General features: G+C 70.6%; 24 protein-coding genes. 6 read left to right on the top strand and 18 right to left on the bottom strand.

Annotated elements, in window-relative coordinates:
- Positions 1 to 35 precede the first annotated feature (35 nt).
- The 6 genes from FJM51_RS08670 to FJM51_RS08645 form a co-directional block, all read right to left on the bottom strand.
- On the bottom strand, positions 36 to 1,358 hold the full coding sequence (locus tag FJM51_RS08670; RefSeq protein ID WP_140453727.1) for an NAD(P)/FAD-dependent oxidoreductase: 1,323 nt from the start codon (positions 1,356 to 1,358) through the stop codon (positions 36 to 38).
- Positions 1,355 to 2,854 carry an aldehyde dehydrogenase gene (locus FJM51_RS08665; RefSeq protein ID WP_140453726.1) on the bottom strand — a complete coding sequence of 500 codons (1,500 nt, stop codon included), beginning with the start codon at positions 2,852 to 2,854 and terminating at the stop codon, positions 1,355 to 1,357. Before FJM51_RS08665 ends, FJM51_RS08670 begins: the two co-directional genes overlap by 4 nt.
- Positions 2,847 to 3,758: a dihydrodipicolinate synthase family protein gene (locus FJM51_RS08660; protein ID WP_140453725.1), complete on the bottom strand. Its 912-nt coding sequence runs from the start codon at positions 3,756 to 3,758 to the stop codon at positions 2,847 to 2,849. The genes FJM51_RS08665 and FJM51_RS08660 overlap by 8 nt, the downstream gene beginning before the upstream one ends.
- Positions 3,755 to 4,465: a GntR family transcriptional regulator gene (locus tag FJM51_RS08655; protein WP_140453724.1), complete on the bottom strand. Its 711-nt coding sequence runs from the start codon at positions 4,463 to 4,465 to the stop codon at positions 3,755 to 3,757. The genes FJM51_RS08660 and FJM51_RS08655 overlap by 4 nt, the downstream gene beginning before the upstream one ends.
- Positions 4,466 to 4,657: 192 nt before the next feature.
- Positions 4,658 to 6,037, bottom strand: coding sequence for an ATP-binding protein (locus FJM51_RS08650; RefSeq protein WP_140453723.1), 1,380 nt, complete (start codon positions 6,035 to 6,037; stop codon positions 4,658 to 4,660).
- A complete protein-coding gene (locus FJM51_RS08645) occupies positions 6,034 to 6,705 on the bottom strand; it encodes a response regulator (RefSeq protein WP_140453722.1) in 672 nt (223 codons plus the stop codon). The genes FJM51_RS08650 and FJM51_RS08645 overlap by 4 nt, the downstream gene beginning before the upstream one ends.
- Positions 6,706 to 6,825: 120 nt before the next feature.
- Between FJM51_RS08645 and FJM51_RS08640 the strand changes: the two genes are divergently transcribed.
- Together FJM51_RS08640 and FJM51_RS08635 are read left to right on the top strand one after the other, a co-directional pair.
- Positions 6,826 to 7,596, top strand: coding sequence for a L,D-transpeptidase (locus FJM51_RS08640; protein ID WP_140453721.1), 771 nt, complete (start codon positions 6,826 to 6,828; stop codon positions 7,594 to 7,596).
- A complete protein-coding gene (locus FJM51_RS08635; RefSeq protein ID WP_210240234.1) occupies positions 7,596 to 8,204 on the top strand; it encodes a DsbA family protein in 609 nt (202 codons plus the stop codon). Before FJM51_RS08640 ends, FJM51_RS08635 begins: the two co-directional genes overlap by 1 nt.
- Before the next feature lie 27 nt (positions 8,205 to 8,231).
- On the opposite strand, the gene FJM51_RS08630 is transcribed toward FJM51_RS08635, so the two are convergent.
- The 6 genes from FJM51_RS08630 to FJM51_RS08605 form a co-directional block, all read right to left on the bottom strand.
- Positions 8,232 to 9,062, bottom strand: a complete 831-nt coding sequence (locus FJM51_RS08630; protein ID WP_140453719.1) for a TIM barrel protein — start codon at positions 9,060 to 9,062, stop codon at positions 8,232 to 8,234.
- Positions 9,059 to 10,240 (bottom strand): Gfo/Idh/MocA family protein, encoded by a 1,182-nt coding sequence (locus tag FJM51_RS08625; protein WP_140453718.1) that lies wholly within the window; start codon positions 10,238 to 10,240, stop codon positions 9,059 to 9,061. The genes FJM51_RS08630 and FJM51_RS08625 overlap by 4 nt, the downstream gene beginning before the upstream one ends.
- A gap of 52 nt (positions 10,241 to 10,292) precedes the next feature.
- Positions 10,293 to 11,096, bottom strand: coding sequence for an ATP-binding cassette domain-containing protein (locus FJM51_RS08620; RefSeq protein ID WP_140453717.1), 804 nt, complete (start codon positions 11,094 to 11,096; stop codon positions 10,293 to 10,295).
- Between the two features lie 14 nt (positions 11,097 to 11,110).
- Positions 11,111 to 12,172, bottom strand: coding sequence for an ABC transporter permease (locus FJM51_RS08615; protein ID WP_140453716.1), 1,062 nt, complete (start codon positions 12,170 to 12,172; stop codon positions 11,111 to 11,113).
- Positions 12,173 to 12,242: 70 nt separating this feature from the next.
- Complete coding sequence (locus FJM51_RS08610; RefSeq protein WP_140453715.1) at positions 12,243 to 13,214, bottom strand: substrate-binding domain-containing protein; 972 nt, start codon at positions 13,212 to 13,214, stop codon at positions 12,243 to 12,245.
- A 375-nt stretch (positions 13,215 to 13,589) separates the two neighbouring features.
- Positions 13,590 to 14,492 (bottom strand): MurR/RpiR family transcriptional regulator, encoded by a 903-nt coding sequence (locus tag FJM51_RS08605; protein WP_233713054.1) that lies wholly within the window; start codon positions 14,490 to 14,492, stop codon positions 13,590 to 13,592.
- A gap of 235 nt (positions 14,493 to 14,727) precedes the next feature.
- Between FJM51_RS08605 and FJM51_RS08600 the strand changes: the two genes are divergently transcribed.
- Positions 14,728 to 15,729: a FliM/FliN family flagellar motor switch protein gene (locus FJM51_RS08600; RefSeq protein WP_140453714.1), complete on the top strand. Its 1,002-nt coding sequence runs from the start codon at positions 14,728 to 14,730 to the stop codon at positions 15,727 to 15,729.
- Positions 15,730 to 15,757: 28 nt separating this feature from the next.
- On the opposite strand, the gene FJM51_RS08595 is transcribed toward FJM51_RS08600, so the two are convergent.
- From FJM51_RS08595 to FJM51_RS08585, 3 genes are read right to left on the bottom strand one after another with little or no spacing between them, the layout of a single operon-like run.
- Positions 15,758 to 16,822 (bottom strand): HlyD family secretion protein, encoded by a 1,065-nt coding sequence (locus FJM51_RS08595; RefSeq protein ID WP_140453713.1) that lies wholly within the window; start codon positions 16,820 to 16,822, stop codon positions 15,758 to 15,760.
- Positions 16,819 to 18,507 (bottom strand): MFS transporter, encoded by a 1,689-nt coding sequence (locus FJM51_RS08590; protein ID WP_140453712.1) that lies wholly within the window; start codon positions 18,505 to 18,507, stop codon positions 16,819 to 16,821. Before FJM51_RS08590 ends, FJM51_RS08595 begins: the two co-directional genes overlap by 4 nt.
- Entirely contained in the window at positions 18,494 to 18,949 is a 456-nt protein-coding gene (locus tag FJM51_RS08585; RefSeq protein ID WP_140453711.1) for a MarR family winged helix-turn-helix transcriptional regulator, read from the bottom strand. The genes FJM51_RS08590 and FJM51_RS08585 overlap by 14 nt, the downstream gene beginning before the upstream one ends.
- A 165-nt stretch (positions 18,950 to 19,114) precedes the next feature.
- Here FJM51_RS08585 and FJM51_RS24110 point away from each other — a divergent pair, with 165 nt between their 5' ends.
- The 3 genes from FJM51_RS24110 to FJM51_RS24680 are packed head-to-tail and all read left to right on the top strand — an operon-like array spanning position 19,115 to position 20,933.
- On the top strand, positions 19,115 to 19,573 hold the full coding sequence (locus FJM51_RS24110; RefSeq protein ID WP_210240233.1) for a hypothetical protein: 459 nt from the start codon (positions 19,115 to 19,117) through the stop codon (positions 19,571 to 19,573).
- Positions 19,570 to 19,878 (top strand): FAD-dependent oxidoreductase, encoded by a 309-nt coding sequence (locus FJM51_RS24685; protein WP_210240232.1) that lies wholly within the window; start codon positions 19,570 to 19,572, stop codon positions 19,876 to 19,878. The genes FJM51_RS24110 and FJM51_RS24685 overlap by 4 nt, the downstream gene beginning before the upstream one ends.
- Positions 19,860 to 20,933: a mercuric reductase gene (locus FJM51_RS24680; protein ID WP_210240231.1), complete on the top strand. Its 1,074-nt coding sequence runs from the start codon at positions 19,860 to 19,862 to the stop codon at positions 20,931 to 20,933. Before FJM51_RS24685 ends, FJM51_RS24680 begins: the two co-directional genes overlap by 19 nt.
- 9 nt (positions 20,934 to 20,942) lie before the next feature.
- Here the strand turns inward: FJM51_RS24680 and FJM51_RS08575 are convergent, their stop codons facing one another.
- The 3 genes from FJM51_RS08575 to FJM51_RS08565 all read right to left on the bottom strand — a co-directional run bounded on the left by FJM51_RS08575 (position 20,943) and on the right by FJM51_RS08565 (position 23,420).
- On the bottom strand, positions 20,943 to 21,251 hold the full coding sequence (locus FJM51_RS08575; protein ID WP_140453710.1) for a type II toxin-antitoxin system RelE/ParE family toxin: 309 nt from the start codon (positions 21,249 to 21,251) through the stop codon (positions 20,943 to 20,945).
- Positions 21,251 to 21,520 (bottom strand): type II toxin-antitoxin system ParD family antitoxin, encoded by a 270-nt coding sequence (locus FJM51_RS08570; RefSeq protein WP_140453709.1) that lies wholly within the window; start codon positions 21,518 to 21,520, stop codon positions 21,251 to 21,253. Before FJM51_RS08570 ends, FJM51_RS08575 begins: the two co-directional genes overlap by 1 nt.
- 109 nt (positions 21,521 to 21,629) lie before the next feature.
- Positions 21,630 to 23,420, bottom strand: a complete 1,791-nt coding sequence (locus FJM51_RS08565; protein WP_140453708.1) for a trimethylamine N-oxide permease — start codon at positions 23,418 to 23,420, stop codon at positions 21,630 to 21,632.
- Positions 23,421 to 23,425 lie beyond the last annotated feature (5 nt).

Here is a 23,425-nt window from a genome sequence, read left to right as displayed (position 1 = left end):
CCGAACCCTTCCTTCGGGTCTTCGGTCTTGAAGTCTCAGCCTTCCCGGCCGGCCCGCATCTCCTGCCAGCGGATCACCGCGCGGGCTCCGATGGTCGCGGCGGGCTCCGGCGGGAGGCGGCGCGGCTTCGGCTGGTCCTGGTAGCGGTCGAGATCCCCGGACCGGGTTCCGGTCGCGAGATCGGCCGCCATCATCCCCGCCAGCGTGCTCTTGACCGTGCCGAGGCCGTTGCAGCAGCAGGCGGAATAGAGGTTCTCGTCCACCTCTCCGAAGGCGGGAACGTGGTTGAGGCTGAGGCAGAGCCGCCCCGCCCAGCTGTATTCGAACCTGAGCCCCGCCAGATCGGGAAAGCGCGCGTCGAGCGAGCGGCGGTGGTCGCGCACCATCGCGGCGAGCTTGCGCTCGGAGACCTGCTTCGACGGATCGTAGCTGTAGCGGGTGCGGATCGCGATCCGCGCGCCGTCGGGCCCGCTGATCTTGCGGACCGTCGCTCCCATCGCATCGGCGGGCAGGATGCCCCAGCGCTCGCGCCCGGCGGCGCCCGTGAAGGGCGCGGTCATCGAGGCATAGGTGAAGACGTGCATCAGCCGGCCCCGGAAGAAGCCGAAGTCCTGCGCGAGGCCGTTGACGCCGAGGATCACCTTCGGCGCCGAGACGCTGCCCCTCGGCGTCCGGGCGACCCAGGCGCCGGCGTTCCGGGCGAGCTCCACCACCGGGGAGTTCTCGTAGAGGTCGATCTTTTCGCCCAGCCCCGCCGCGAAGGCGCGGATGTAGTCCGCCGGCTGGATCTGCACCGCGCCGGGCGTGAAGAGACCGCCGCGGTAATAGTCGCTGCCGGTGATCGCGCGGATCTCCGCCGCGTCGATCCGCGCCACCGGCTCGCCGATCGCCTCGAGCGAGGCGGCGAAATCCTCGTTGTGCTTCAGGCCGCGCTCGCTCGCCGCCGCGTTGATCTTGCCGCAAGGATCGAAGGTTTCGCGCGGCATCCCGTATTCCGCCGCCGCCTCCTTCGCGAAGGCGATGGCGAGCCGGTTCCGGTGCATCTCCAGCCGCGTGCCGCCCGCGTCGGCCGAGGAATATTCCCCCGCCGCGAGGTTGTGCGGCACGTCGATCATGAAACCGGAGTTGCGTCCCGCCGGCCCCTGCGCCAGTTCGCGCGCGTCGAGCACGACGATCCGCGCCCCCGGCGCGCGCTGGCTCAGCCGCCGGGCCGCCGAGAGCCCGGCGAAGCCCGCGCCGATCACGAGCCAGTCGGCCGTCACCTCGGTGTCGAGGCCCCGCGCCGGGAACGGGCGGCGCGACAGCGCCTCCCATCCCGAACGCCCGGTATCGGCTGGGAGGCTAGGCACCCGTGTCACCGGACGAACTCGTCCGGACGGTCGGAGACGTCGATCCAGATCGTCTTGAGTTCGGTGTACTGGTCATGGGCGAAGACCGACTTGTCGCGGCCGCCGAAGCCCGATTCCTTGTAGCCGCCGAAGGGCGTCGTCACGTCGCCCTCGCCGAAGCAGTTCACCGTCACCACGCCGGCGCGGATCTCGCGCGCGAGCCGGATCGCGTTCCTGAGGCTTCCGGTATAGACCGAGGCCGCGAGCCCGTAGGGCGTGTCGTTGGCGAGCGCCACGGCCTCCGCGAGCGTCTCGAAGGTGGTGACGGCGAGCACCGGGCCGAAGACCTCCTCGCGGAACAGCCGGCTTTCCGGCTCGACGCCGTCGATCACCGTCGGCTCGACGAAGATGTCGCCCTCGGTGCCGCCGCCGAGCGCGGCCTTCCCCTCGCCGAGATAGGATTTCACCTTCTCGAAATGGTCGCGGCTGACCAGCGCGCCGACCCGGTTCTCCGGATCGAGCGGATCGCCCATCTTCCAGTCGCGCATATGCGCGGCGACGCGCTTCATCAGCTCGTCCTTCACCGGGGCCTGGACGATCAGCCGCGAGGTCGCGGAGCAGTTCTCGCCCATGTTCCAGAAGGCGCCGTTCACGACATGCTCGGCGACGAGATCGAGATCCTCGGCATCGGCGAGCACGACCGCCGGGTTCTTGCCGCCGCATTCGAGCACGACGCGCTTCAGGTTCGAATCCGCCGCGTAGCGCAGGAAGCGCCGTCCGGTCAGGGTCGAGCCGGTGAAGCTCACCATCGCGACGTCCATGTGGAGGCCGAGCGGCTCGCCCGCGTCCTTGCCGGTGCCCGTCACGACGTTGAGGATGCCCGCGGGGATCCCGGCCTCGATCGCGAGTTCGGCGACGCGCAGCGTCGAGAGCGAGGTCTGCTCCGCCGGCTTCACCACGACCGAGCAGCCGGCGGCGAGCGCCGGGCCGATCTTCCAGGCGAGCATCAGCAGCGGGAAGTTCCAGGGCAGCACGAGGCCCACGACCCCGATCGGCTCGCGCACGACGAGCGCCATCGCCGAGGGCGCCACCGGCGCGGTATGGTCATAGATCTTGTCGATCAGCTCGGCGTGCCAGCGGATCGTGTGGATCGTGTCCGGCACGTCCACGGTCTCGCATTCGCGGATCGGCTTGCCGCTGTCGAGGCTTTCGAGCACCGCGAGTTCGTGGCAGTTGCGCTCCATCAGCTTCGCGAGCCGGAGCAGCGCGGCCTTGCGCTCGGCCGGGGCGAGGCCGCGCCAGCGGCCATCCTCGAAGGCGTCCTTCGCCTTCGCGACGGCGAAATCGACGTCCTCCGCGCCGCAGGCCGCGACATCGGCGAGCTTCTCGCCGGTCGCGGGGTTCACGGTCGGGAAGGTCTTGCCCGAGGCGGCGGGGCGGAAGGCGCCGTCGATGAAGGCGTTGCCGGCGGGGCTGATCCCGCCCGCGATCGCGGCGTATTCCTCGGCGGTCAGAAGATCATGCATGGTTCGCTCCCGAGGTGATCTGGGCGACGGTGCGCCTGAGAGTGGCGACGACGGTCTCGAGTTCGCGCTTGGCATCCTGGTCGAGCGGCCGGAGCGGCGCGCGCAGCCCGCCGGCGCGGAGCCCGTTGAGTTCGCAGCCGTATTTGATCGACTGCACGAACTTGCCGCCGTCGAGGAAATTCATGAGCGGCATCATCGCCGACATGATCCGCCGGCCCTTGTCGAAGTTCTTCTCGAGGACGCAGGCCTCGTAGAGGGCGATATGCTCGGCGGGCAGGAAGTTGGAGCCGGCGCAGACCCAGCTCCGCGCGCCCCAGGCGAAGAATTCGAGCGCCTGGTCATCCCAGCCGCAGCTGAGCGCGATATGCGGGAACTTGCGCGCCAGCAGGTGCAGCTGGTTCACGTCGCCCGAGCTTTCCTTGATCGCGATCACGTTCTTCGAGCGGCCGACGCGGGAGAAGTATTCCTCGCCCATCGAGATGCCCATCCGGCCGGGATAGTTGTAGAGCATGATCGGCATGTCGGCGGCGCGGTCGATGGTGAGCGCGTGCACCGCGTTCTCCCGCTCGGTCGGCACCGCGTAGGGCGGCGAGGTCACGAGGATCGCGTCGGCCTTGATCTCCTTCGCGGCGGTCGCATAGGCGACGGCGTCCTCGGTCCGGATCGCGCCGGTGCCCACGATGAGCGGCAGCCGCGTCCCGATCACTTCCTTCGCGAAGGTGAAGCTCTCGATGCGCTCCCGCATCGTGTGGGCGTAGTATTCGCCCGTCGAGCCGCCGATGATGATCCCGTGCACGCCGGCCGCGATCAGCGACTCGAGCACCTCCGCGAAGGCCTCCCGGTCGATCTCGCCATCCGGTCCGTGCGGCGTGATCGCCGGGGTGTAGATTCCTTCGAATTTCACGACGATTTCTCCGATCTGGAACCGCCCGCCTCGACGAGCGCGTCGGCCTTCAGGCCCTGCGGAGCGATGAACAGCTCCATGTTCTCCCGGGACAGCTCCCAGTGGTCGAAGACGAGGTCGACGACCGCCTCCTCGTCATGCGCGGCGATCGCGGCGATGAACCCGTCATGGTGCTCGACCGCGAGGCCGAGCCGCCGCTCCATCTCGACGTCATGCGGCCGGAAGAACGTGTGTCCGATCCGGGCATGGTCGATCAGCAGCCGCCCGAGGCTCGGCCGCAGATAGGCGTTGGCGGACATCTCCCCCATGATCTCGTGGAACCGGTTGTTCTCGAGCACCATGGCGAGCGCGTCGCGCGCCCCGGTCGCGGCGCGGAAGCGTTCCTGCGTGTCGCCGAGTTCGGCGAGCTGGCGCGGCTTGAAGTTCTGCACCGCGAGCCGGCCGATCGCCGCGTAGACCATCGGCGCGACGAGGAAGAACTGCCGCAGCGTCGCATGGGTCATCGGCGAGACGCGCGTGCCCTTGTTCTCCCGGATCTCGACATAGCCCTCCCCGGCGAGCCGGCGGAACGTCTCGCGCACCGGGGTGCGCGACAATCCGTACTGCTCGCAGAGGCCCGCCTCGTCGAGATCGGCGTCCGGATCCAGCTCCATCGTCAGGATCCGCCGCTTCAGGTCTTCGTAAAGACCGTCCTTTCCGCCCTTCACCCGAACCTCCCGCCGCCGCGGGGCATCGAATCGCCCCTGTCTTGTCCCGAGGATCGCTCTTTTGCATATGCGTTGTCAATCAGAAAGTATTCTCAGTGTATTCAAAGCGGATGCACTCCGCACACAAACGGGCGCGGCGGCCCGCGCGGGCGGGGCTCCGTCGCGTGGCGCCGGCTGGACATGGGGGAGGGTTCAGGCGGAGGGATCGGCTCCCGGCGCCCCTGCCGGGAGCGACAGCGAGGCCACGGTTCCGGGACCGTCCGCGCGCCGGGCGAGGACGAAGCCGGCGCCCATGCGTCCGGCGGCGGTCCGCACGATCGAGAGGCCGAGCCCGCTCCCGACATAGCCCGCCCCGCTGCCCCGCCGGAACCGCCCCTCGCCCTGTCCGGCGTCGCTTTCGGAAAAGCCCGCTCCGCGGTCGGAGACCTCGACGCGCGTCTCGCGTCCGGTCTCGACGAAGCCGATCTCCACGACCGCCCCGGCAGGGCTTGCCTGGATCGCGTTCTCGACGAGATTCCGGAGCGCCGTCTGCAGGAGAAGCTGATGCTCCCGGACCGGCGTTCCGCCGCCGGCCCCGACGCGGAGGCGGACGTCGCGCGCGCGCGCCAGATGGTCGAGATCCTGCGCGACCTCGCGCGCGAGCCGGTTCAGCGGCGCCGGCGGCTCGGGCCGCGGCGCGTCCTCCGCCTCGACCCGGGCGAGGTCGAGGAGCTGGGTCACCAGCCGGTCGGTGCGGGAGACGCCGCCTTCGAGGCGGGCGAGCGCGCGGTCGCGGGTCGCGGCGTCCGGAGCGCGGGCGGCGATCTGGGCCTGGGCCTTGAGACCGGCGAGCGGCGTCTTCAGTTCATGGGCGGCGTAGGCGATGAAATCGCGCTCGGCCCGCCGGGCGGCGGCGACGCGCCCGATCAGGCCGTTGACCGCCTCCGCGAGCGGGGCGATCTCGCGCGGCGCCGGCGTCGCGGCCAGCGGCGTCAGCTCGGCGGGACCGCGCGCCTCGAGCCCGGCGGTGAACCGGTCGAGCGGCGCGAGGCCGCGGGCGAGCGCGAGCCAGATCAGCCCCGCGAGCGCCGGCAGCACGAGGAGCGCCGGCAGCACGAGGCCGGTTCTCACGTCGCGGGCGAGACGCTGCCGGACGGTGAGCCGGTCCCCGACCATCACGCGCACGCCGGCCGCCGGATCGGCGACGGTGTAGACCCGCCAGGGCTCGCCCTCGACCATGCTCTCCGAGAACCCCTCCCCGGCCGCCTCGGTCAGCTTCGCGACCGGCGCGCCGCGCGAGCGGCCGAGAAGCGCGCCGTCGAATTGCCAGATCTGGCAGGAGATCTGCCGGGCATAGTCGTGATCGGCGCTGAAGACCGAGGGCGCGGCCGGGATGGCCGAGGCGGCGCCGGGCTCGATCCTGTGCTCGGCGACGAGCGAGGCCACCATGCGGGCGGCCTCCGCGAGCCGGGCGTCCAGCACGCGTTCGACCTCGACGCGGGTCGAATGCTGGATCCATAGGAAGGCCGAGAGCCAGATCGCGCCGGTCGCCGCGGTGAGGATGAGGAAGAGCCGGGCGCGGATCGAGATCATCCGGCGCCCTCCTCCGCGGCGAGGCGGTATCCCGCGCCGCGCACGGTCTCGATGAACCCGGCGCCGAGCTTGGCGCGAAGCTTGTGGACATGGACCTCGACGGCGTTGCTCTCGACTTCCTCCTGCCAGCCGTAGACCCGCTCCTCGAGCGCGGCGCGGCTCAGGATCGCGGTCGGATGCTGCATCAGAGCGTGCAGGATGACGAATTCCTTGCGCGAGAACGCGACCTCGGCGCCGCCGCGGCTGCCGACCATGCGCGCCGGATCGAGCGCGAGGCCGTTCCAGACGAGTTCGGCGCGCGCCCGCCCGTCGCCCCGGCGCAGGATCGCCCGGAGGCGGGCGGCGAGTTCGTCGAGTTCGAAGGGCTTGCCGAGATAGTCGTCCGCGCCGGTATCGAGCCCGGCGATCCGGTCCCCCAGACCGTCGAGCGCGGTGAGGACCAGGACGGGCGTGCGCGCGCCGCGCGTCCGGAGTCCGCGGAGAAAGTCGAGCCCCGAGCCGTCCGGCAGCATCACGTCGAGCACGACGGCGTCGAAGGCGCCGCTTGAAAGCGCCTGGCCTGCGTCGGCGAGCGTTCCGACCACCTCGGGCACGAAGCCGGCGAGCCGGAGCCCGACCGCGAGGCCGTCCTGCAGCAGTTCGTCATCCTCGACGATCAGGATCCGCATGCGCCGTCTCGCCTCCCCGCCCTTCGATCACCGCCGTTCGATCACCGCCGCACCTTAAGCTTGGCTTAAGGCGGGCGCGAGATGCCCGGGGGTGAAAGCGCCCCAGCCGCCGAAAGCAAGATGCCACGCAGAGCCCGCCTACGCCTCGCAGCCAGCCTCCTCCTCCTCGCCGCCCTCGGGGCCTGCGCCCGGCCCGAGCCCGAGGTCGCCCGCGCGGCGCCGGTGGCGCCCCCGCTCAGCGAGGAGACGCGCGCGATGTACGCCGCGCGGACGGACGGCGAACGGGAGATGCCGGCGATCGAGGATCGCTGGCTCTCCGACGAGAAGGCCCGGCGCGAGGTCGACTACTGGACCGACGAGAAGCCCGGCACCATCGTCGTCGACCCCTGGGCGAACCGGCTCTACTATGTCCTCGGCGACAACCGCGCGATCCGCTACACCGTCGGCGTCGGCAAGGATGGCAAGGGCTTCGCCGGCGAGGGGACGATTCCCTATACGCGGGAATGGCCGCGATGGACGCCGACGCCGGAGATGCTCGAACGCGATCCCGACCTCTACGAGCCCCACCGGGGCGGCATGGAGGGCGGACCCGGGAACCCGCTCGGCGCGCGGGCGCTCTATCTCTTTCAGGACGGCAAGGACACGCTCTACCGCATCCACGGCACGCCCTACCCCTGGACCGTGGGCGAGGCGGATTCCTCCGGCTGCGTCCGCCTCTTCAACCAGGACGCCGACGACCTCTATCAGCGGGTGCGTTCGGGGACGAAGGTCGTCGTGCTCGGCGAGGCCGAGAGCGGGCGGGGCACCCTGCCGCCCGGAGCGGTGCTTCCGCCCGCGGCCGATCTTCTCACCTCCGCCCCCGCCCCCTCGAACACGGGAGACCGCACATGATGCTCGACCGACGCGGCCTGATCGCGGGCCTGGCGGCGCTCGCCGCGACACTGCCCTCGCGGCGGAGCGCCGCCGCCACCGATCCGCTCGACCCGGACCTGGTGCTCCACGATCCCGAGGCGCCCGCGCTGCGCAATCCGGAGGGCGACGTGACGGTGGTCGAATATTTCGACTATCGCTGCCCCTACTGCCGGGCCGGGCATCCGATGATGCTGGAAGAGGCGGATCGCGATCCCGGTCTGCGCCTCGTGATGAAGGACTGGCCCGTCTTCGGCCCGGATTCCCTGCGCGCCGCGCGGCTGGTTCTCGCCGCCGGGGCGCAGGGTCAGTACGTGCTCGCGCACGACACGCTGATGCGGGCCAAGGGAGGGCTGGGCGGCCGGGGTCTTCCCGTCGCGCTCGGCGCCGCGGGCGTCGACGTGGCGGCGGCCGAGGCCGCCCTCGCCGCGGACGGGGCGCGGATCGACGCGCTGATCGCGCGCAACCGGGCGCAGGCGGCGGCCTTCGGCTTTCCGGGAACGCCCGCCTACGTGATCGGCTTCGCGCTCTTCCCCGGCGTCATCGAGCGGCGGACCCTGCGCGACGCCGTGGCCCGGGCCCGCGGATAGCGGATCCGGGCACCGCGCCGGGGAGGCTCACGCGACCCGTGTCGCCGCCTCCAGCGCGCCGCGCAGCCGCGCGAGGCTCGCCGCCAGCTTTCCCGCCAGGTCCGGATCCCGCTGAACCGATGGGTCGAAGGGTTCGAGCGAGACGAAGCCGGAATAATCCGGCAGCCCGGAAAGCCGCGCCAGGTTCTCCACCCGGTCCTCCGGGCCGACCAGACCCCGGTCCGGCTCGGTCAGTTCGGCGGGGGCGAGGTCGGTCCGGGTGATACCCGAGACATGGACGAGCCCGACATGCTCGGGAAAGAGTGTCGGGTCGCCCCGCCGGAAGGACTGGAACGTGTCGTAGCAGAGCCGGAACACGCCCGCCGCGCCGACCGCCTGCATCGCCTCCACCGCCTCCGCCTGCCGATCCATCGTGCTTCCCCTCATGCCGAGCGGCTCGACATAGCCGGTCACGCCCGCGTCGGCGAGGATTGGCGCGAGGCCGCGCAGTCCCGCGGCAATCCGCGCGAGCCTCTCGTCCGGGGACCAGCCGAGGCTCTCGTCGATCACCGGGCAGAGCACGATTCCCGGCGCGCCGAGGTCGCGCGCATAGGCCGCGAGCACCGCCGCCTCGCGCTCCCGCGCCGGGGTCCAGTCGTTGAACCGTTGCAGGGCGTTGATCGAGGCGACGGCGAGGCCCGCCTCCGCGATCCGCGCCCGGACCTCCGAGGCCGGGGTGCCGTCGGCGAATTCGCGGCCCGGCACGTCGTTGCGGATCTCGACGCCCTCCGCCCCCGCGTTCCGCGCCAGCGCGAGGAAGTCCGCGAGCGGAAGCCCGGGCGCGACCGTCCGGTTGATCGCGAGACGGGGCCGGGTCATGCGAGCGCCTGCCAGGTTCCGCCGGCCTCGCTGCTGTCGGCTGCGGCGTGGATGAACTTCACGCCCCGCGTCCCGTCCTCGAGATCGGGCAGAGCGAGCAGGTCCGCGGGCACCGCCCCGCCCTCGCGCCGCGCTTCCACCGCGATCGCGATCTCGGTGTAGAGGTTGCCCCAGGCGTCGGAGAGCGACTCGCCATGGCCGCGCGGCAGCAGCGCCATGCGCTCGGCCGCCGGCGCGACGCCGGAGCCATGGCCGCGGACGATCACCTGTTCGGGCGCGTTCAGCGGGCGGAACCTCAGGTGCTCGGGGAATTCCTGGTCCCATTCGAGCCCGCCCTTCTCGCCATAGACGCGGAAGCGCAGCGCGCAGTAGTTTCCGGGCGCGGCCTGCGTCAGCCACATCGCGCCGGGCGCGCCGTTCTCGAAGGCGAGGTTGAGGAAGGCGGTATCCTCCATCGCCTTCGGCGCGCCGCAGACGTGGAACTCCGCGCGCAGCTTCGCGACCTTCAGTCCGGTCACGAATTCGATCATGCCGAAGGCGTGGGTGCCGATGTCGCCCGTCGCCGAGGCGCGGCCGATCTTGGCCGGGTCCCGCCGCCAGGAGAGCGAGCGCGAGTCCGGATCGTCGGCCTCGGTGGCCCAGTCCTGCGCGTATTCGACCAGCGCCTGCCGGATCTCCCCGATCGCGCCCGCGGCCACCATCTCGCGCGCCTGCCGCGCCATCGGGTGATAGGGATAGGGATGGGTCAGCGCGAAGACGACGCCGGTCTCCGCCCGTTTCGCCGCGAGCGCCGCGCAATCCTCGGGGGTCATCGCCATCGGCTTGTCGCAGATGATGTCGATTCCGGCCTCCATGAAGGCCTCGGCGATCGGCCGGTGGGTCCAGTTCGGCGTGCAGATCGCCACCGCCTCGATCCCGTCGGGCCGCGCCGCCTCGGCCTTCGCCATCTCGGCGTAGTCGGTGTAGATCCTGTCCTCGGCCAGCATCCACTCGCGACCGGAGGCCAGCGCCCGCTCCGGGTCCGACGAGAGCGCGCCCGCGACGAGATCCCAGCGGTTCGAGAGCCGCGCGCCGGTCCAGTGCCACTGGCCGACCAGCGCGCCCTGCCCGCCGCCGACGATCCCGAGCCTCAGCCGCCGCGAGGCCTTCGGATAGATTTCCGTTCCGGTCAGGCCCATGCCCACCGTCTCCTTCTCTTGTTCATTGGTCCGGGCCGAAGCCCGCGGTCGCTCAGGTCCGGATCACGTGATCCGTGACTTCCTCGATGGTCGTGTCCTCCTTGCGCGCCTCGAACACCTTGGCGCCGTGGCTCATCACCACGAAGCGGTCGCAGACCTGGAAGGCATGGTAGATGTTGTGCGTGACCAGAACCGAGGAAGTGCCCTCGGATTTCAGGTCGCGCACATAGCCGAGCAGGTGCTCGGTCTCGCGCACCGAGAGCGCCGAGGTCGGCTCGTCGAGCAGCAGGATGTTGCGCTTGAAATGCACCGCGCGCGCGATCGCCACCGCCTGTTTCTGTCCGCCGGAGAGAAAGCCCACCTCCTTCTCGGGATCGTCGATGCCCGAGATCTGCACCGCCGAGCCGAGGATCTCGATCGCGGTCCTCTCCATCGCCTTGTGCTTCATGAAGCCCCAGCGGTTGGTGATCTCGCGGCCCATGAAGATGTTGCGGGTGATCGGCATGGAATCGACCAGGGCGATGTCCTGGTAGATGGTCTCGATCCCCGCCGCCTCGCTGTCGGCGCGGCAGTTGAGCGCGACCTTCCCGCCCCGGGCGTAGATCTCCCCGGAGGTGGGCGGGTTGATGCCCGACATCATCTTCACGAGCGTCGACTTGCCCGCGCCGTTGTCGCCGAGCAGGCCGACGACCTCGTTCTCGCCGATGTGGAAGTTCATCCTGTTGAGCGCGACGAAGGCTCCGTAACGCTTGACGATGTTCCTCATCTCGAGGAGTGGCGTGCCCGCGGGTTTCACCCCGGGGGAGCGCGGCTCGCGGGGCGCGATGACCTCGACCTTCGCGGTTGACGCGTTCATCATGTCCCTCACCCTCAGTTCTTGCGACGGATGGCCATGTTCGTGATCACGGCGACGACGATCAGGCCGCCCACGAACATCTCGAAATAGAACCCGGGCGCGCGCAGGAGCAGCAGCACGTCCTGGATCGTGAACATGAGGCAGGTGCCGAGCACGATGCCGAGGATCGAGCCGCGCCCGCCCATGAGCGCATGGCCCCCGATCACGCAGGCCGCGATGGCGACGAGTTCGAGCCCGAGCCCGCCGCCCGGCTGGATCGAGCCCACGCGCGCGCCCGCGACGATGCCCGAGAGCGCGGCCATGAAGCCGGCGATCGCGAAGGCGATGATCTTGGTGCGCGTCGGGTTGATGCCGATCGCCACCGCCGCCTTCTGGTTGCCGCCGACGGCGAAGAAGTGGTTCCCGATCCGGTGGTGGTGCAGGATGAAGTGGAAGATCACCGCGAAGACCGCGAACCAGATGATCGAGGCGTGCACGACGCCGAGCGAGCCGTCGAAGATCGTGTCGAAAGGCTCCGTCGGCTTGAACCGCAGCGAGGCGGCGCCGTGATAGAGCAGCGTCGCGCCCTTCCAGAGCAGCATCGCGCCGAGGGTGGTGATGAAGGAGGGGATGTTGAACCTCAGCGTGACCAGCGCGTGGATCACGCCCGCGAGCGTGCCGATCGCGAGGCCCACGAGCATGCCGCCGAAGGGCGCGAGGCTGCTCGCCCCCTCGGCGCCGGCATCCCCGCCCCACTGGTTCGAGAGCGTCGCGGCGACGATGGCGCAGAAGGAATAGAGCGCGCCGACCGAGAGATCGAATTCCCCGGCGATCATCAGCACGCCGACGCCGAGCGCCATGATGCCGATCGGGGCGATGGATTTCAGCAGCACGGCGATATTGGGTTCGGAGAGGTAGCGGAAGCTCGTCGGGAAGGCCAGCGCGCCGGCGACGCAGGCGATCTGGACCAACACGAACAGGACGGCGATGCCGCCCTCGGGCCGCGTGCGGATCCAGTCGATCGCCTTGGCCGCGAGGCTCCGGTCGTTCCTCGCCGCGATCGCCGCGTGGATATGCGCGGATTGCGAGACGCTCATGGGCGTTCCTCCAGGGGGAGTTTGGCTCTTCGCCCGGGAGACGGCGCTCCCGGGCGGATTCGGCTCGGGCTCAGCGGATGGCTCCGGCGTATTCCTGCGCCTTCTGGTAGTTCGTCTTGTCGACGAGCCCGGCGCCGCCGGTATTCATCTCGGAGGGATAGAGCCCGTACTTGATGTAGAGCGCGAGCTGGGTGACCGAGTAGTAGCCCTGGCTGTAGGGCTGCTGGTCCACCGCCGCCGTCATCGTCCCGTCGGCGATGTCCCGCAGGATCGATTGCGAGATGTCGAAGCCGCCGATCGGCAGGCCCTCCAGCCCGGCGTCCTTCGCCGCCTGGACCGCCTGGCTGTTCGGCGTCTGGCCGAGGCTGATGATCGCCTTGACGTCCGGATGGCCGAGCAGGTACTGCGTCATCAGGTTGAGCGCGGTGCCGTGGTCGTTGCCGGTGCCGAGGATCTCGGATGTGGCCCCGACCTCGGAGAGCGCCTTCTGCACCCCCTCGTGACGCTTGACCGCGTAGCTGCCCTCCGGCGCCTCGACGGGCGTGAAGACGAGGTCGCCTTCCCTGATCCCGTGCTCCTCGATCATGCGCTTGCCGAGGTTGTAGCCGGCCTCGACGAAATCCTGCCCCATGAAGGCGAGCCGGCAGGTGCCCTCGGCGCCCCTGGTATCGTCGATGTTGTTGGTGACGACGGCGACGCCCGCCTCGCTGGCGCGGCAGAGGATCTCGTCGTAGGCGTCGTCGTCGGCGATGCCGACCGAGATGCCGTTGACGCCCGAGGCGATCGCCGCCTCGAGCTTGTTGCTCTGGGTGACGGGATCCTCCTCCCCGAACTGGATGTCGAGCGTGATCCCCTGGTCCTCGGCCGCGTCCATCGCGCCGTTGTCGAGCGCCTCGAAGAACGGGTTCGAGGACTGCGACCAGTTCAGCAGCAGGATGTTGATGTTGGACCAGTCGGTGTCGGCATCCCTGGCATGGGCGAGAGGCGCGCTCAGCGCGGTCCCGAGAAGCAGCGCGGCGGTGATCCAGGATCTGGCAGGCATCGTTTCGGCTCCCTGTTCGCGTGTCCGGCCTTCGCGCCGGAACCCGCGTTGATCGGGCCGATCCTGGCCCTTGGGCCGATGTTTATTGCAAAATGAATCTTCGCGCAACTTAAATTGCGACAATTGATCCGTGAATGCGTCATGGACAACGTGGCATCTGCCTCATGGCCGAGGAAAATGTAGCATCTTGGTGCCTCACCATGGGCGCCGGGCGCGGCGGATCTGCCCACCCGGCGGTCCGGATCGCGCAGGGGAACCCAGCGCCGCGCCGCCTTTCCGCGGCGCTCGCGCGCCGGGATCTGAAATGCCGATGGGTCTCGGAGGGAGGTCGTCGGACCCGGGGGCCGGCGCCCGGGGAGCCGGACCTTGCCCGGGCTACTGCCCGGTCACGGTCGGGATGCGCGGATCGCGGGCATTGTTCTGGAGCCGCGCCGCCAGCGCCACGGTCAGCGCCTGCGCGAGGCACATCGGCGCGGCGAGCGAGCGCGAGAAGGTGTATTCGTGCTCCGGCACGGCGAAGAGCACCTCGGCGTTCTTCGCGAGCGGCGACAGCGTGCTGTCGGTCAGCGCGATGATCGCCCGTCCCGCCTCCGCCGTCCTCTCGACGATGTTCACCACCTCGGTCGCATAGAAGCGGAAGGAGACCGCGACGAGCACGTCCTTCCCGCCCATGCTCCGCGCCATGTGGGTCGCGAGCCCGCCGCTCGGGTCGAGCAGGACGCAGCGCTTGCCGAGCATCGTCAGCAGGTAGCGCAGGAGATCGACCACCGGCGCCGAGCGCAGCTGTCCGAGCAGGTAGACCGCCTCCGCCCCATCCAGCAGTTCGGCCGCGCGCGCGAGATCGTCCGGCGCGATGTCGGTCAGCAGCGCCTGGAGCGAGGCGACGTCGCGCACGACAAGATCGCGCAGGAAACCGTATTCGCTCCGGTCCTTCCGCGAGCCGAGCTCGCCCTCGAGCGCCTTCACCCGGGCCTCGAACCCCGGCGCGGCGGTCGAGAGGCGCTTCTGGAACACCGCCTGCAGATCCTTGAACCCGGTGTAGCCGAGCGCCTGAGCGAAGCGGACGAGGTTCGAGGCATGCATGCCGCACCGCTCCCCGAGCGCGTTCACCGAGCGCACCGCGACGTCGTTCGGGTTCTGCGTCAGATAGAGCGCGATGGCCTGATAGCCCTTGCTCATCGTCTCGTAGCGCGCGTGGATCACCCGGATCAGTTCCTCGTAATCCCGCGGAGCCTCGCGTGTCTCCGGCTTCGCCCGGCTGCCCGATCCGTCTTCCACTCGCTTCAACCTCGCAATTTCCGTTGCGAGTATGCCGCGGGACGGCGAAGGGCGCCATGGGAAATCCGGCCGCCGCCGGGACGGGGCGAAGCATTAATCCTTCGGTAGCGAATGCCCCGGCAGAAAGGGCTACGCCCCCCTTCGAAGGACGCTCGCGAATGATCTCCGCGCTCCGGCGCCTCCCCCCGCCCCGGACCCCCCGGTCCGTCCGCCCGTCCCGGCGCGGAGCCGCGGCGTGACCGGCCCGACGGTCCTCGCCCGCAAGCTCGGGCGCGTGAGCACGGCGCGCTCGCCGCTCCCCAGCACCGACATCCTGGGCCAGGCCTTCACCCGGGGCCTCGAGAAGCACCTGAGGCCGCTCGTGAAGGCCAATGTCGGCGCATTGCCGCGCGAGGCGCGCGTGATGAAGGTCCGCGATGCGATCGGGAACATCGCGGTCCCCGCGATGCTGAGCGTCTTTTCCGGCGAGAGGGGCGGGCCGCGGGGCCTGCTCGCCGCCGGCGCGGACCTCTGCTTTCACCTGATCGACCTGATGCTTTGCGGCGATCCGGCGGCCGCGCCCGCGCCGGTCGCCCGCGCCTTCACCGCGATCGACGTCGCGCTCTGCGAACTGGCGCAATCCGCGATCCTCGCCGCCCTGACCGACGGGCTCGCCGCGAGCGTGGGACGCGCGCTTCCGGGCGGATTCGCCATCGCCGCGCCGCACCAGGACGTCACCCAGCTGCGCTTCGCCCCCGCGAACGGCGATGTCCTCGTGCTCGACGTCACGCTCGACATCGGCACCGCCGGCCGCGCGGGAACGCTCCGGGCGCTCCTGCCGCTCGCGCTTCTCGACAGCGTCTGCGCCGCGGCGCGGGCGGCGGCTCCGGCCGCGCCGGCGGAGGAGCCGGACGATCTCTGGGGGACGCGGATGCGGCGCGCCGCGGCCTCCGCGCCGGTGAGGCTCGCGGGGGTGCTGCACACGACGCGCATGACGATCGACGAGGTCATGCGGCTCCGTCCCGGCGCGGTGATCGAGATCCCGGCCGAGGCGCCGGGCCGGCTGCGGCTCATGATGAACCAGCGCGGCGGCCGCCGGATCGCCCTCGCGGCCGGCGCGCTCGGAACCCATGGCGAGAGCAAGGCCGCGCGGCTGACCGAACCGCCGGACCCGCGCCTCGCGGAGCAGTTGCGCGCGACGCTGGGGCTCCCCGCCGCCGACCCACCGGCGCTTCCGGCGCGTCGCGGAGAGCCCTGACGCCGCGGAGGAGCGGAAGATCCCGCGGTCAGCGCGTTCCGGCCAGCGCCGCGCCGCCGCCCGCGACCCGCGCGCCGACGACGACGGACATGCCGGGAACGAGGCTTTCGGTCAGCGGCTGGCCCGGGTCGATGGCGACGCGGACCGGGATGCGCTGCGCGACCTTGGTGAAGTTGCCGGTCGCATTGTCGGCCTTGATCACGGAGAATTCCGATCCGGTGGCGGGCGCGAACCGTTCGATCCGGCCGGTGAGGCGCGCGCCGCCGAGCGCGTCGACGGTGAAATCCACCGCGGCGCCGGGGCGGAGCCCGCCGAGCTGCGTCTCCTTGAAATTGGCCACCACCCAGACGCGGTCGGGCACGACCGAGCCGATCTGCGTACCGACCGAGACGTACTGGCCGACGCGGCCCGTGACCTCGCCGAGAGTGCCGTCCTGGGGCGCGGTGATCCGGGTGTTCGCCAGGTCGATCTCGGCGAGGCGGACCGAGGCCTTCGCGCCTTCGACGGCCGCCTCGAGGGAGCGGCGGCCCACGACGATGGCGTTCAGATCCTGCTCCGCGACCTGCTCGGCGGCCTCGGCCTCGTGGACGGCGGCCCGGGCCTGATCGTAGGTGGCCCGGCTCGCATCCGCGTCGCTCTGGCTCGCGATATGCTTGGCGAGCAGGCTCGCGACGCGGGCATTGGTGGTGCCGGCGGCCTCGAAGGCCGCCCTCGCGCTCTCGATCACCGCCTTGGCGGAGGCGATCTTCGCCTCGGCCGACTTCCGGCTCTGTTCCGAATTGGCCAGCGCGGCCTCGGCGGTGGCGAGCGCCGCGCGCGCCTGTTCGAGCTTCTGGACGTAGATGGCATCGTCGATCCGCGCGATGAGATCGCCCTTGTGGACCCGCTGGTAGTCCTGCGCCGGCACCTCGCTCAGGTAGCCGGCGAGCCGCGGGCCGAGGATCGTCACCTGGCCCCGGACATAGGCGTCGGTCGTCGTCGACATCGAGCCCCGGAAGGGCGGCAGCCCCCAGGCGTAGAGCACGACGAGCACGCCGCAGGCGCCGACGAGGAAGGCGACGTAGGTGGCGATGGAACGGAAGATCGGTTTCATGCGGCTGTTCCGGTTCTGTCGGATCCTTCGGGCGGCATCGGGCTCCGGAGAGCGCGCGGCGCGAAGCGGTGGCGATGGGTCCAGGCGAGGTCGAGCAGGAGAAGCGCGATGGCGGCGAGGGCGAGAAGGAAGATCGCGCGGAAGGCATCGTCATAGGCGAGCACATAGGCCTCCCGCCGGACCTGCCCGGCGAGAAGGCTCGCGCCCTCGGCGGCGCGCTGGACGGCGTCCGGCGTGACCCGCGCATAGGCGCCCGCGTAGCCCGCGAGCCGCGCCGCGACGAGCGGGTCGGTCGCGTCGAGCCGGGCGGTCAGCATCGCGGAATGGAACTGCTCGCGCCAAGTGACGAAGGTCCCGAAGAGCGCGCTGCCGATGAACGCCCCGACCTTCTGGGTGAAGAGGAAGACGGCGAAGAAGCTCACGACATAGGAGAGGCCCTTCGACAGCGCCGCCGAGAAGCCGACCGCCATCGCGGGCGGCAGGAAGAGGCCGCTGCCGAAGGCCATGATGGCCTGGCTCAGATACATTTCCCGCGGCCGGGTCAGCGCGGTCGAATGGCTGTCGAGCCAGGCGCCGAGCGCGATCATGACGAGGGCGGCGAGATGGATCGCCGCCTCCCGGCCCGGCTTCATGACCGCGGCGCAGACGAGGCCGGAGACGACGCTGGTGGCGAGGATCGCCCAGTAGAGGCCCGCCATCTGCCCGTTCTGCAGGCCGAGCTGGCGCAGGAAGCTGATCGCGCCGGAGGATTGCTCGCTGAGCAGGATCCGGAAGACGAGCAGGATCCCGGTGAAATGGATGATCTCGCGCGAGGTGATCCAGCGCACGTCGATCAGGTGCTGGCGGCGGTTCAGCTCGATCATCGCGACGAGCGTGCCGGAGGCGATCGCGGCGATCAGCACCCAGGCGAGCCAGTCGGCCTCCACCCACCAGTAGATCCGGCCCATGGTGAAGAAGACGGCGAGACATCCCATCGCCGTGGCGAAGAGGAGGTAGTCGAGGACGTCGAGGGCCGAGATGACCTTCTGCCGCGGCGGCGAGGCGAGCGGCAGCAGGTAGATGAAGCCGAAGGTGACGAGCGCGAGGCCCAGTTCCAGCAGGTAGAGCCCGCGGAGATCCCGCGCGTCGAGCAGCGAGGGGGAGATGAGCCCCGCGACCGGGGTCGCGAGCCCGATGCCGATCAACGCGAGGCAGAGCCCGATGTTGAGTTTCATCCGCGGCGGGAAGATTTCCAGCATGTAGAGAAAGGCCACCGAGGCGATCGGCGCCGCCGCCGCGCCCGCGAAGAAGCGCAGCGCGATGGCGACGCGGAAATCCGTGACCCAGAGATGAGCGAGGCTCACCAGCACGTAGGGGATGATCGCGATCTCGCAGAAGTTCCGGATGCCGTACTGGGTCCGGAGCTTGTAGAGGATCAGGCTCAGGCTGACGTTCGGGATGAGATAGGCGGCCATCAGCCAGGAGGCCTCGGTCTGCGTCGCCTGGAGCGGTCCCGCGATCTGGGCGAGGTTCGCGGAGACGAGGCTCGTGCCGAGCCCCTGCGTGATCGCGGCGGTCACCGAGGCGAGCGCGTAGGCGAACACGAGCAGCGGGGGCTTCGGCGTGAACGGAGGCGGCGCCGCCGGCGCCGGGACGGCGGTGCTCGCGGGCGCGGCGGCCGGGCCGATCTCGTCACGCGGAGACATCGGCCACCTCGGGCTCGGCGAGATTGGCCCAGAGGCGCTCCAGCACCCCGAGGGCGGATCTCAGCTCATCCGGATCGAAACCGCGGAAGATCTCCTCGCGCATCCGGCCGGCGATCGCGCTCACCACCTCGGCCTGTTCCCGGCCGTGGTCGGTCAGCGCGACGAGTTTGGCGCGGCGGTCGCCCGGATCCGGCCGGCGCTCGATCAGACCGTTCTCCGCCATCCGGTCGAGCAGGCGCACCAGGGTGGCCTGCTCCAGCTCCAGTTCGCAGGCGAGCTCGCGCTGCGTGACGTTCTGCTTCCGGATCAGGCGGAAGAGGACGCGGGCGCGCGGATAGGTGAGCCCCTGCTCCGTCACCCGCTGATCGAAGGCGGTGCGGATCTTCCGGCTCACCTTGGTCAGGGTCTCCAGGAATTCGGACGGGGTCGGATCGGGTTTCATGGTGCGCTTAATGTTAGCATGCTATCTATAAGAGAGCCGTGATATATGGCGCGGAACGCCTTCCGTCAATCCCCCCGTGGCCCCCGCCGCGTCCGGCTCGGAAAAGGCGCGCGTGGCGCCGCCCACGTGCTAGGCTGCGCTCCGCGTCTGCTTCTGGAGAATCGGATGAGCGTTCTTCTGTCCCTGCTGATCGGCATCGTCGCCGGATCGCGCGCGATGACGGCGCCCGCGGCGCTCGCCTGGGCTGGATGGCTCGGCTGGATCGATCTCGCGCCAACCTGGGCCTCCTTCCTCGCCTCGGGCTGGGCCGTGCTGATCCTCTCGGCTCTCGCGCTGGTCGAATTCGTGACCGACCAGTTGCCGACGACGCCGAGCCGGAAGGTGCCGCCGCAGTTCGGCGCGCGGATCCTGAGCGGCGGCTTCTCGGGCGCCGCGCTCGGCGCGCTGGCCGGGAGCGCCATCCCCGGTCTTCTCGCCGGAAGCCTCGGCGCCGTGCTCGGCACCCTGGGCGGCGCGGCGGTCCGGGGCGCGCTCGCCTCGGCCTTCGGATCGGACCGGCCGGCCGCGTTTCTCGAGGACGCCGCGGCCATCCTCCTCGCCCTCGCCGTCGTGGCGCTCGCGTGACCGGGGAGCCATTCGACGACGTGGTGATCGGCGCCGGGCAGGCCGGCCCCTCGCTCGCCGCGCGGCTGGCGGGGACCGGGCGGCGCGTCGCGCTGATCGAGCGGCGCTTCGTCGGCGGCACCTGCGTCAACACCGGCTGCCGCCCGACCAAGGCGCTGATCGCGAGCGCGAAGGTCGCGGCGATGGCGCGGCGCGCGGCGGAATTCGGCGTCGCGGCCGGACCCGTCTCCGCCGACATGGCCGCCGTCCGCGCCATCGCCGCGACCTCGCCGACTGGCTCGCGGGCGTGGCGGGGCTCACGCTGATCGAGGGCCACGCGCGGCTCGCCGGTCCGGGCAGGGTCGAGGTCGGCGGCCGGCTGCTTGCGACCGAGCGGATCTTTCTCGATGTCGGCGCGCGGGCGGCGCTGCCCGATCTGCCGGGCATCCGCGACGTACCGGTGCTCGACAATGTCGGGATCCTCGATCTCGATACGCTGCCGGAACATCTCGTCGTCGTGGGTGGCGGCTATGTCGGGCTCGAATTCGCCCAGGCCTTCCGCCGCCTCGGGTCCGAGGTGACGATCGTCGAGAAGAGCGGGCGGCTCATCGGGCGCGAGGATCCGGATGTCTCGGAGGCCGTGCGGGGCATCCTCGAAGCCGAGGGCATCCGGCCGCGCCTCGACGCGGAATGCATCCGCTTCGCGAGGGCGGAGGGCGGGGTCGCGGTCCATGTGGATTGCGCCCGGGGCGCGCCGGAGGAGATCGGGACCCATGTTCTGGTCGCGATGGGGCGCCAGCCCCATACCGACGACCTCGGGCTCGATACCGTCGGGCTCGCGACCGACCGGCGCGGCTACATACCGGTCGACGAGCGCCTCGCGACGCGGGTTCCGGGGATCTGGGCGCTCGGAGAATGCAACGGGCGCGGCGCTTTCACCCATACCGCCTACAACGACTACGAGATCGTGGCGGCGAACCTGCTCGACGGTGGAAATCGCGCGGTGACGGACCGGCTGCCCGCCTACGCGCTCTATACCGATCCGCCGCTCGGCCGCGCCGGCATGTCCGAGACGGAGGCGCGTGCCTCTGGCCGCCGGGTGCTGGTCGGGACACGGCCGATGACGCGGGTCAGCCGGGCGGTCGAGAAGGGCGAGACCCGGGGCTTCATCAAGGTGCTCGCCGATGCCGATACCCGCGAGATCCTCGGCGCCGCGATCCTCGGCGTCGAGGGGGACGAGGCGGTCCATGCGATCATCGACCTGATCTATGCCCGCGCCCCGGTCGAGACGATCGCCCGGGCGGTCCATATCCACCCGACGGTTTCCGAACTGCTTCCGACCGTGTTCCAGGAACTCCGGCCGCTCGGCTCCGCGCCCTGAGCGGCAGCCTCAGGGAAGCGGGATCTCCAGCGCGTCGAGCCAGTCGCTCGACGCCGGCCGGACGCGCAGCACGTCGATCCCGTCGCCGGCGGCGAGCGGCCGGTAGAAGATCAGGAAGCGGTCGCAGGGAAAGACCCGCACCTCGGGATGTCCGGGCAGGCGGCGCGCGCCCATGCGGGGGTTCTCGGCGAGGAGCGCCAGCACACGCTCGAAGGCCGCGCGGCGCCGCGCCAGGAGATCGCCGCCCCGGCCCGCCGCCCGCGCGAGGATCTCGACGAGATCCTCCGTCGCCGCGTTGGTACGCAGGATGCGCGGCATCAGGGGATCCGGCGCGCCCGCCGTTCCGCCTCGGCCACGATGGCGTCCAGATCCATCGCCCCCGCCGAGCCGCTCTCGACCCCCTCGCGCACCACGGCGTCGATCTCGGCCAGCGCCCGGGCGCGGCGCGCCTCGCGATCCTCGAGCAGCCGCAGCCCCTCCCGGACCACCTCCGACACGCCCTGATAGCGGCCCGCCGCCACCAGATCGTCGACCAGCCGGCGGTGCTGATCGGACAGCGAGATGCTGGGGTTGCGCGACGTGGTCAAAGGCTCGTCCTCCGAAGGTGTAGCCGATCATGCTACATCCCGCCGCGCCGCGCAAGCGTCGCGCGCCGCCGGCGCATTGTCCGGCGGCGCGTGAGAGGGTCGGGTCGGCTCAGGCGGGAAGCTGGAAGAACCAGTTCGCGAAGATGACGATCCCGAGCCCGAGGATGAGGGCGAGATAGGGCAGGATGCCGGCGCGTTTCACGCCCATGTCCTGGCCGACGAGGCCGAGGTCCTCGAGCGCCTCGGGCGGGAAGACGCCCCTGTCGCGGACGTAATGGCGGAAGCAGAAGACCGGCAGGATCATGAAGGCGAGGGCGAAGCCGACCCAGAGCGCGTTGGAATAGCCCCAGACCTTGGCGCCGGCGCCGAGGAAGACGGCGTTGACGAAGGCGAGCACCGTGTTGAGCCCGATGAGCCAGGTCGGCGCCTTCCACGGCCGCGCGACATGGCCCGAGTCCATCCGGTGGATCCAGCCCGAGTTGAGGTTGAGGAAGTTGAAGATGATGTAGCCGACGTTGGAGACGGCGAGGACGAAGAAGTAGCCGCCGGCGTCGGAGGCGATGGCGAGCAGGAAGAGGTTGAAGGCGAAATCCGTCCACATCGCCCGCGTCGGCGCGCCGTTCTCGTTCACGTGGTCGAGGTATTTCGGCAGCCAGCCGTCCTTGGAGCCCTGGTAAAGCGTGCGCGAGGAGCCCGCCATCGCGGTCATGATCGCGAGGAAGAGCGCGAGGATCATCAGCACGACGAGAAGCTGTGTCACGATCCGGCCCGCGCCGATCAGCCCGCCGAGCGCCTCGGCGACGCCGGTGCCGTCGACGATGCCCGGCTGGAGCATGCCGTCGAGGCCGAGCACGCCCTGGAAGGTGAAGGGCACGATGAAGAAGAACAGGCAGCAGGCGAGGCCGGAGTAGACGATGGCCTTGAACGTGTCGCGCGCCGGATCCCTGAGCTCGCGCGTGTAGCACACGGCGGTCTCGAACCCGTAGGTCGACCAGGCGGCGATGTAGAGCCCGCCGAGGAACAGCGTCCAGCCGCCGACGCTCCAGCTCCCGTTCTCGCCGGAATAGGCGGCGGTCGGCGGCACGAGGCTGGTGACATTGGCGGAATCGATCTGGCCGGTCAGGATCGGCCAGAGGCCGATGAAGAGCAGCGGCACGAGCACGGCGATCGCGAGCCACTTCTGCACGCTGGCCGTGCCCTCGATGCCCCGGTGCTGGATCGCGAAGATGATCAGCATCAGCGAGGCGCCGATGAAGAAGGTCGCGTTGACATGCGCGGTGGCGAGGTAGGGGATCTCGAAGGAGGTGAGCGACCAGGTCCGGATCACGGGCGTGAGCGTGGCGACCGCGTCCTGGGTGAGCAGCGCCTGGATCGCCTGGTCCGGCGTCGCGCCCGCGTGCGCGCCGAGGTATTCCAGGACGCGCGGGCTGTCGGCGGCGATCGCGCCGGCGTGGGCCTGGACCCAGGCGAGCACGGCGGGGGCGGTCTCGGACGGGATCGGGAAGAGCGCGTTCAGGATGTAGCCCGCCGCGATCGCGCAGCCGAGCGAGAGCACCGGCGACCAGGCGAACCAGTTGCACCAGACCGAGAGCGGCGCGACGAATTTCGAATACCTCAGCCACGCGGTGGCGCCGTAGACCGAGGCGCCTCCGGACTTGTTGCCGAACATGCCGGCGATCTCGGCGTAGGTGAAGGACTGCAGGAAGCCCATCGTCATCGAGATGATCCAGACCATGAAGGCGAGCTTGCCCGTGGTGCCGGCGATGCCCCCGATCGAGAAGAGCACGAGCGGCGGCACGCCCGCCGCCACCCAGAAGGCGCCCTTCCAGTCGAGCGCGCGGATCATGCTGCCCTGTTGTTGCGTGCCGGCGGTCATTCCGGCGTCCAGGCTGTGGGTCATGGGGT

The organism is Amaricoccus solimangrovi (genome assembly GCF_006385685.1).
In the GTDB taxonomy this organism is placed as follows: domain Bacteria; phylum Pseudomonadota; class Alphaproteobacteria; order Rhodobacterales; family Rhodobacteraceae; genus Amaricoccus; species Amaricoccus solimangrovi.
The sequence above is the reverse complement of the archived record's forward strand: the minus strand, read 5'-3'. Positions and strand labels throughout refer to the sequence as shown.

Coding starts and splice junctions, on each gene's coding strand:
- FJM51_RS08665 (WP_140453726.1), bottom strand. CDS start 2,854: ATGCATGATCTTCTGACCGCCGAGGAATACGCCGCGATCGCGGGCGGG.
- FJM51_RS08650 (WP_140453723.1), bottom strand. CDS start 6,037: ATGATCTCGATCCGCGCCCGGCTCTTCCTCATCCTCACCGCGGCGACC.
- FJM51_RS08645 (WP_140453722.1), bottom strand. CDS start 6,705: ATGCGGATCCTGATCGTCGAGGATGACGAACTGCTGCAGGACGGCCTC.
- FJM51_RS08640 (WP_140453721.1), top strand. CDS start 6,826: ATGCCACGCAGAGCCCGCCTACGCCTCGCAGCCAGCCTCCTCCTCCTC.
- FJM51_RS08635 (WP_210240234.1), top strand. CDS start 7,596: ATGCTCGACCGACGCGGCCTGATCGCGGGCCTGGCGGCGCTCGCCGCG.
- FJM51_RS08630 (WP_140453719.1), bottom strand. CDS start 9,062: ATGACCCGGCCCCGTCTCGCGATCAACCGGACGGTCGCGCCCGGGCTT.
- FJM51_RS08625 (WP_140453718.1), bottom strand. CDS start 10,240: ATGGGCCTGACCGGAACGGAAATCTATCCGAAGGCCTCGCGGCGGCTG.
- FJM51_RS08620 (WP_140453717.1), bottom strand. CDS start 11,096: ATGAACGCGTCAACCGCGAAGGTCGAGGTCATCGCGCCCCGCGAGCCG.
- FJM51_RS08615 (WP_140453716.1), bottom strand. CDS start 12,172: ATGAGCGTCTCGCAATCCGCGCATATCCACGCGGCGATCGCGGCGAGG.
- FJM51_RS08610 (WP_140453715.1), bottom strand. CDS start 13,214: ATGCCTGCCAGATCCTGGATCACCGCCGCGCTGCTTCTCGGGACCGCG.
- FJM51_RS08595 (WP_140453713.1), bottom strand. CDS start 16,822: ATGAAACCGATCTTCCGTTCCATCGCCACCTACGTCGCCTTCCTCGTC.
- FJM51_RS08590 (WP_140453712.1), bottom strand. CDS start 18,507: ATGTCTCCGCGTGACGAGATCGGCCCGGCCGCCGCGCCCGCGAGCACC.
- FJM51_RS08585 (WP_140453711.1), bottom strand. CDS start 18,949: ATGAAACCCGATCCGACCCCGTCCGAATTCCTGGAGACCCTGACCAAG.
- FJM51_RS24110 (WP_210240233.1), top strand. CDS start 19,115: ATGAGCGTTCTTCTGTCCCTGCTGATCGGCATCGTCGCCGGATCGCGC.
- FJM51_RS08575 (WP_140453710.1), bottom strand. CDS start 21,251: ATGCCGCGCATCCTGCGTACCAACGCGGCGACGGAGGATCTCGTCGAG.
- FJM51_RS08565 (WP_140453708.1), bottom strand. CDS start 23,420: ATGACCCACAGCCTGGACGCCGGAATGACCGCCGGCACGCAACAACAG.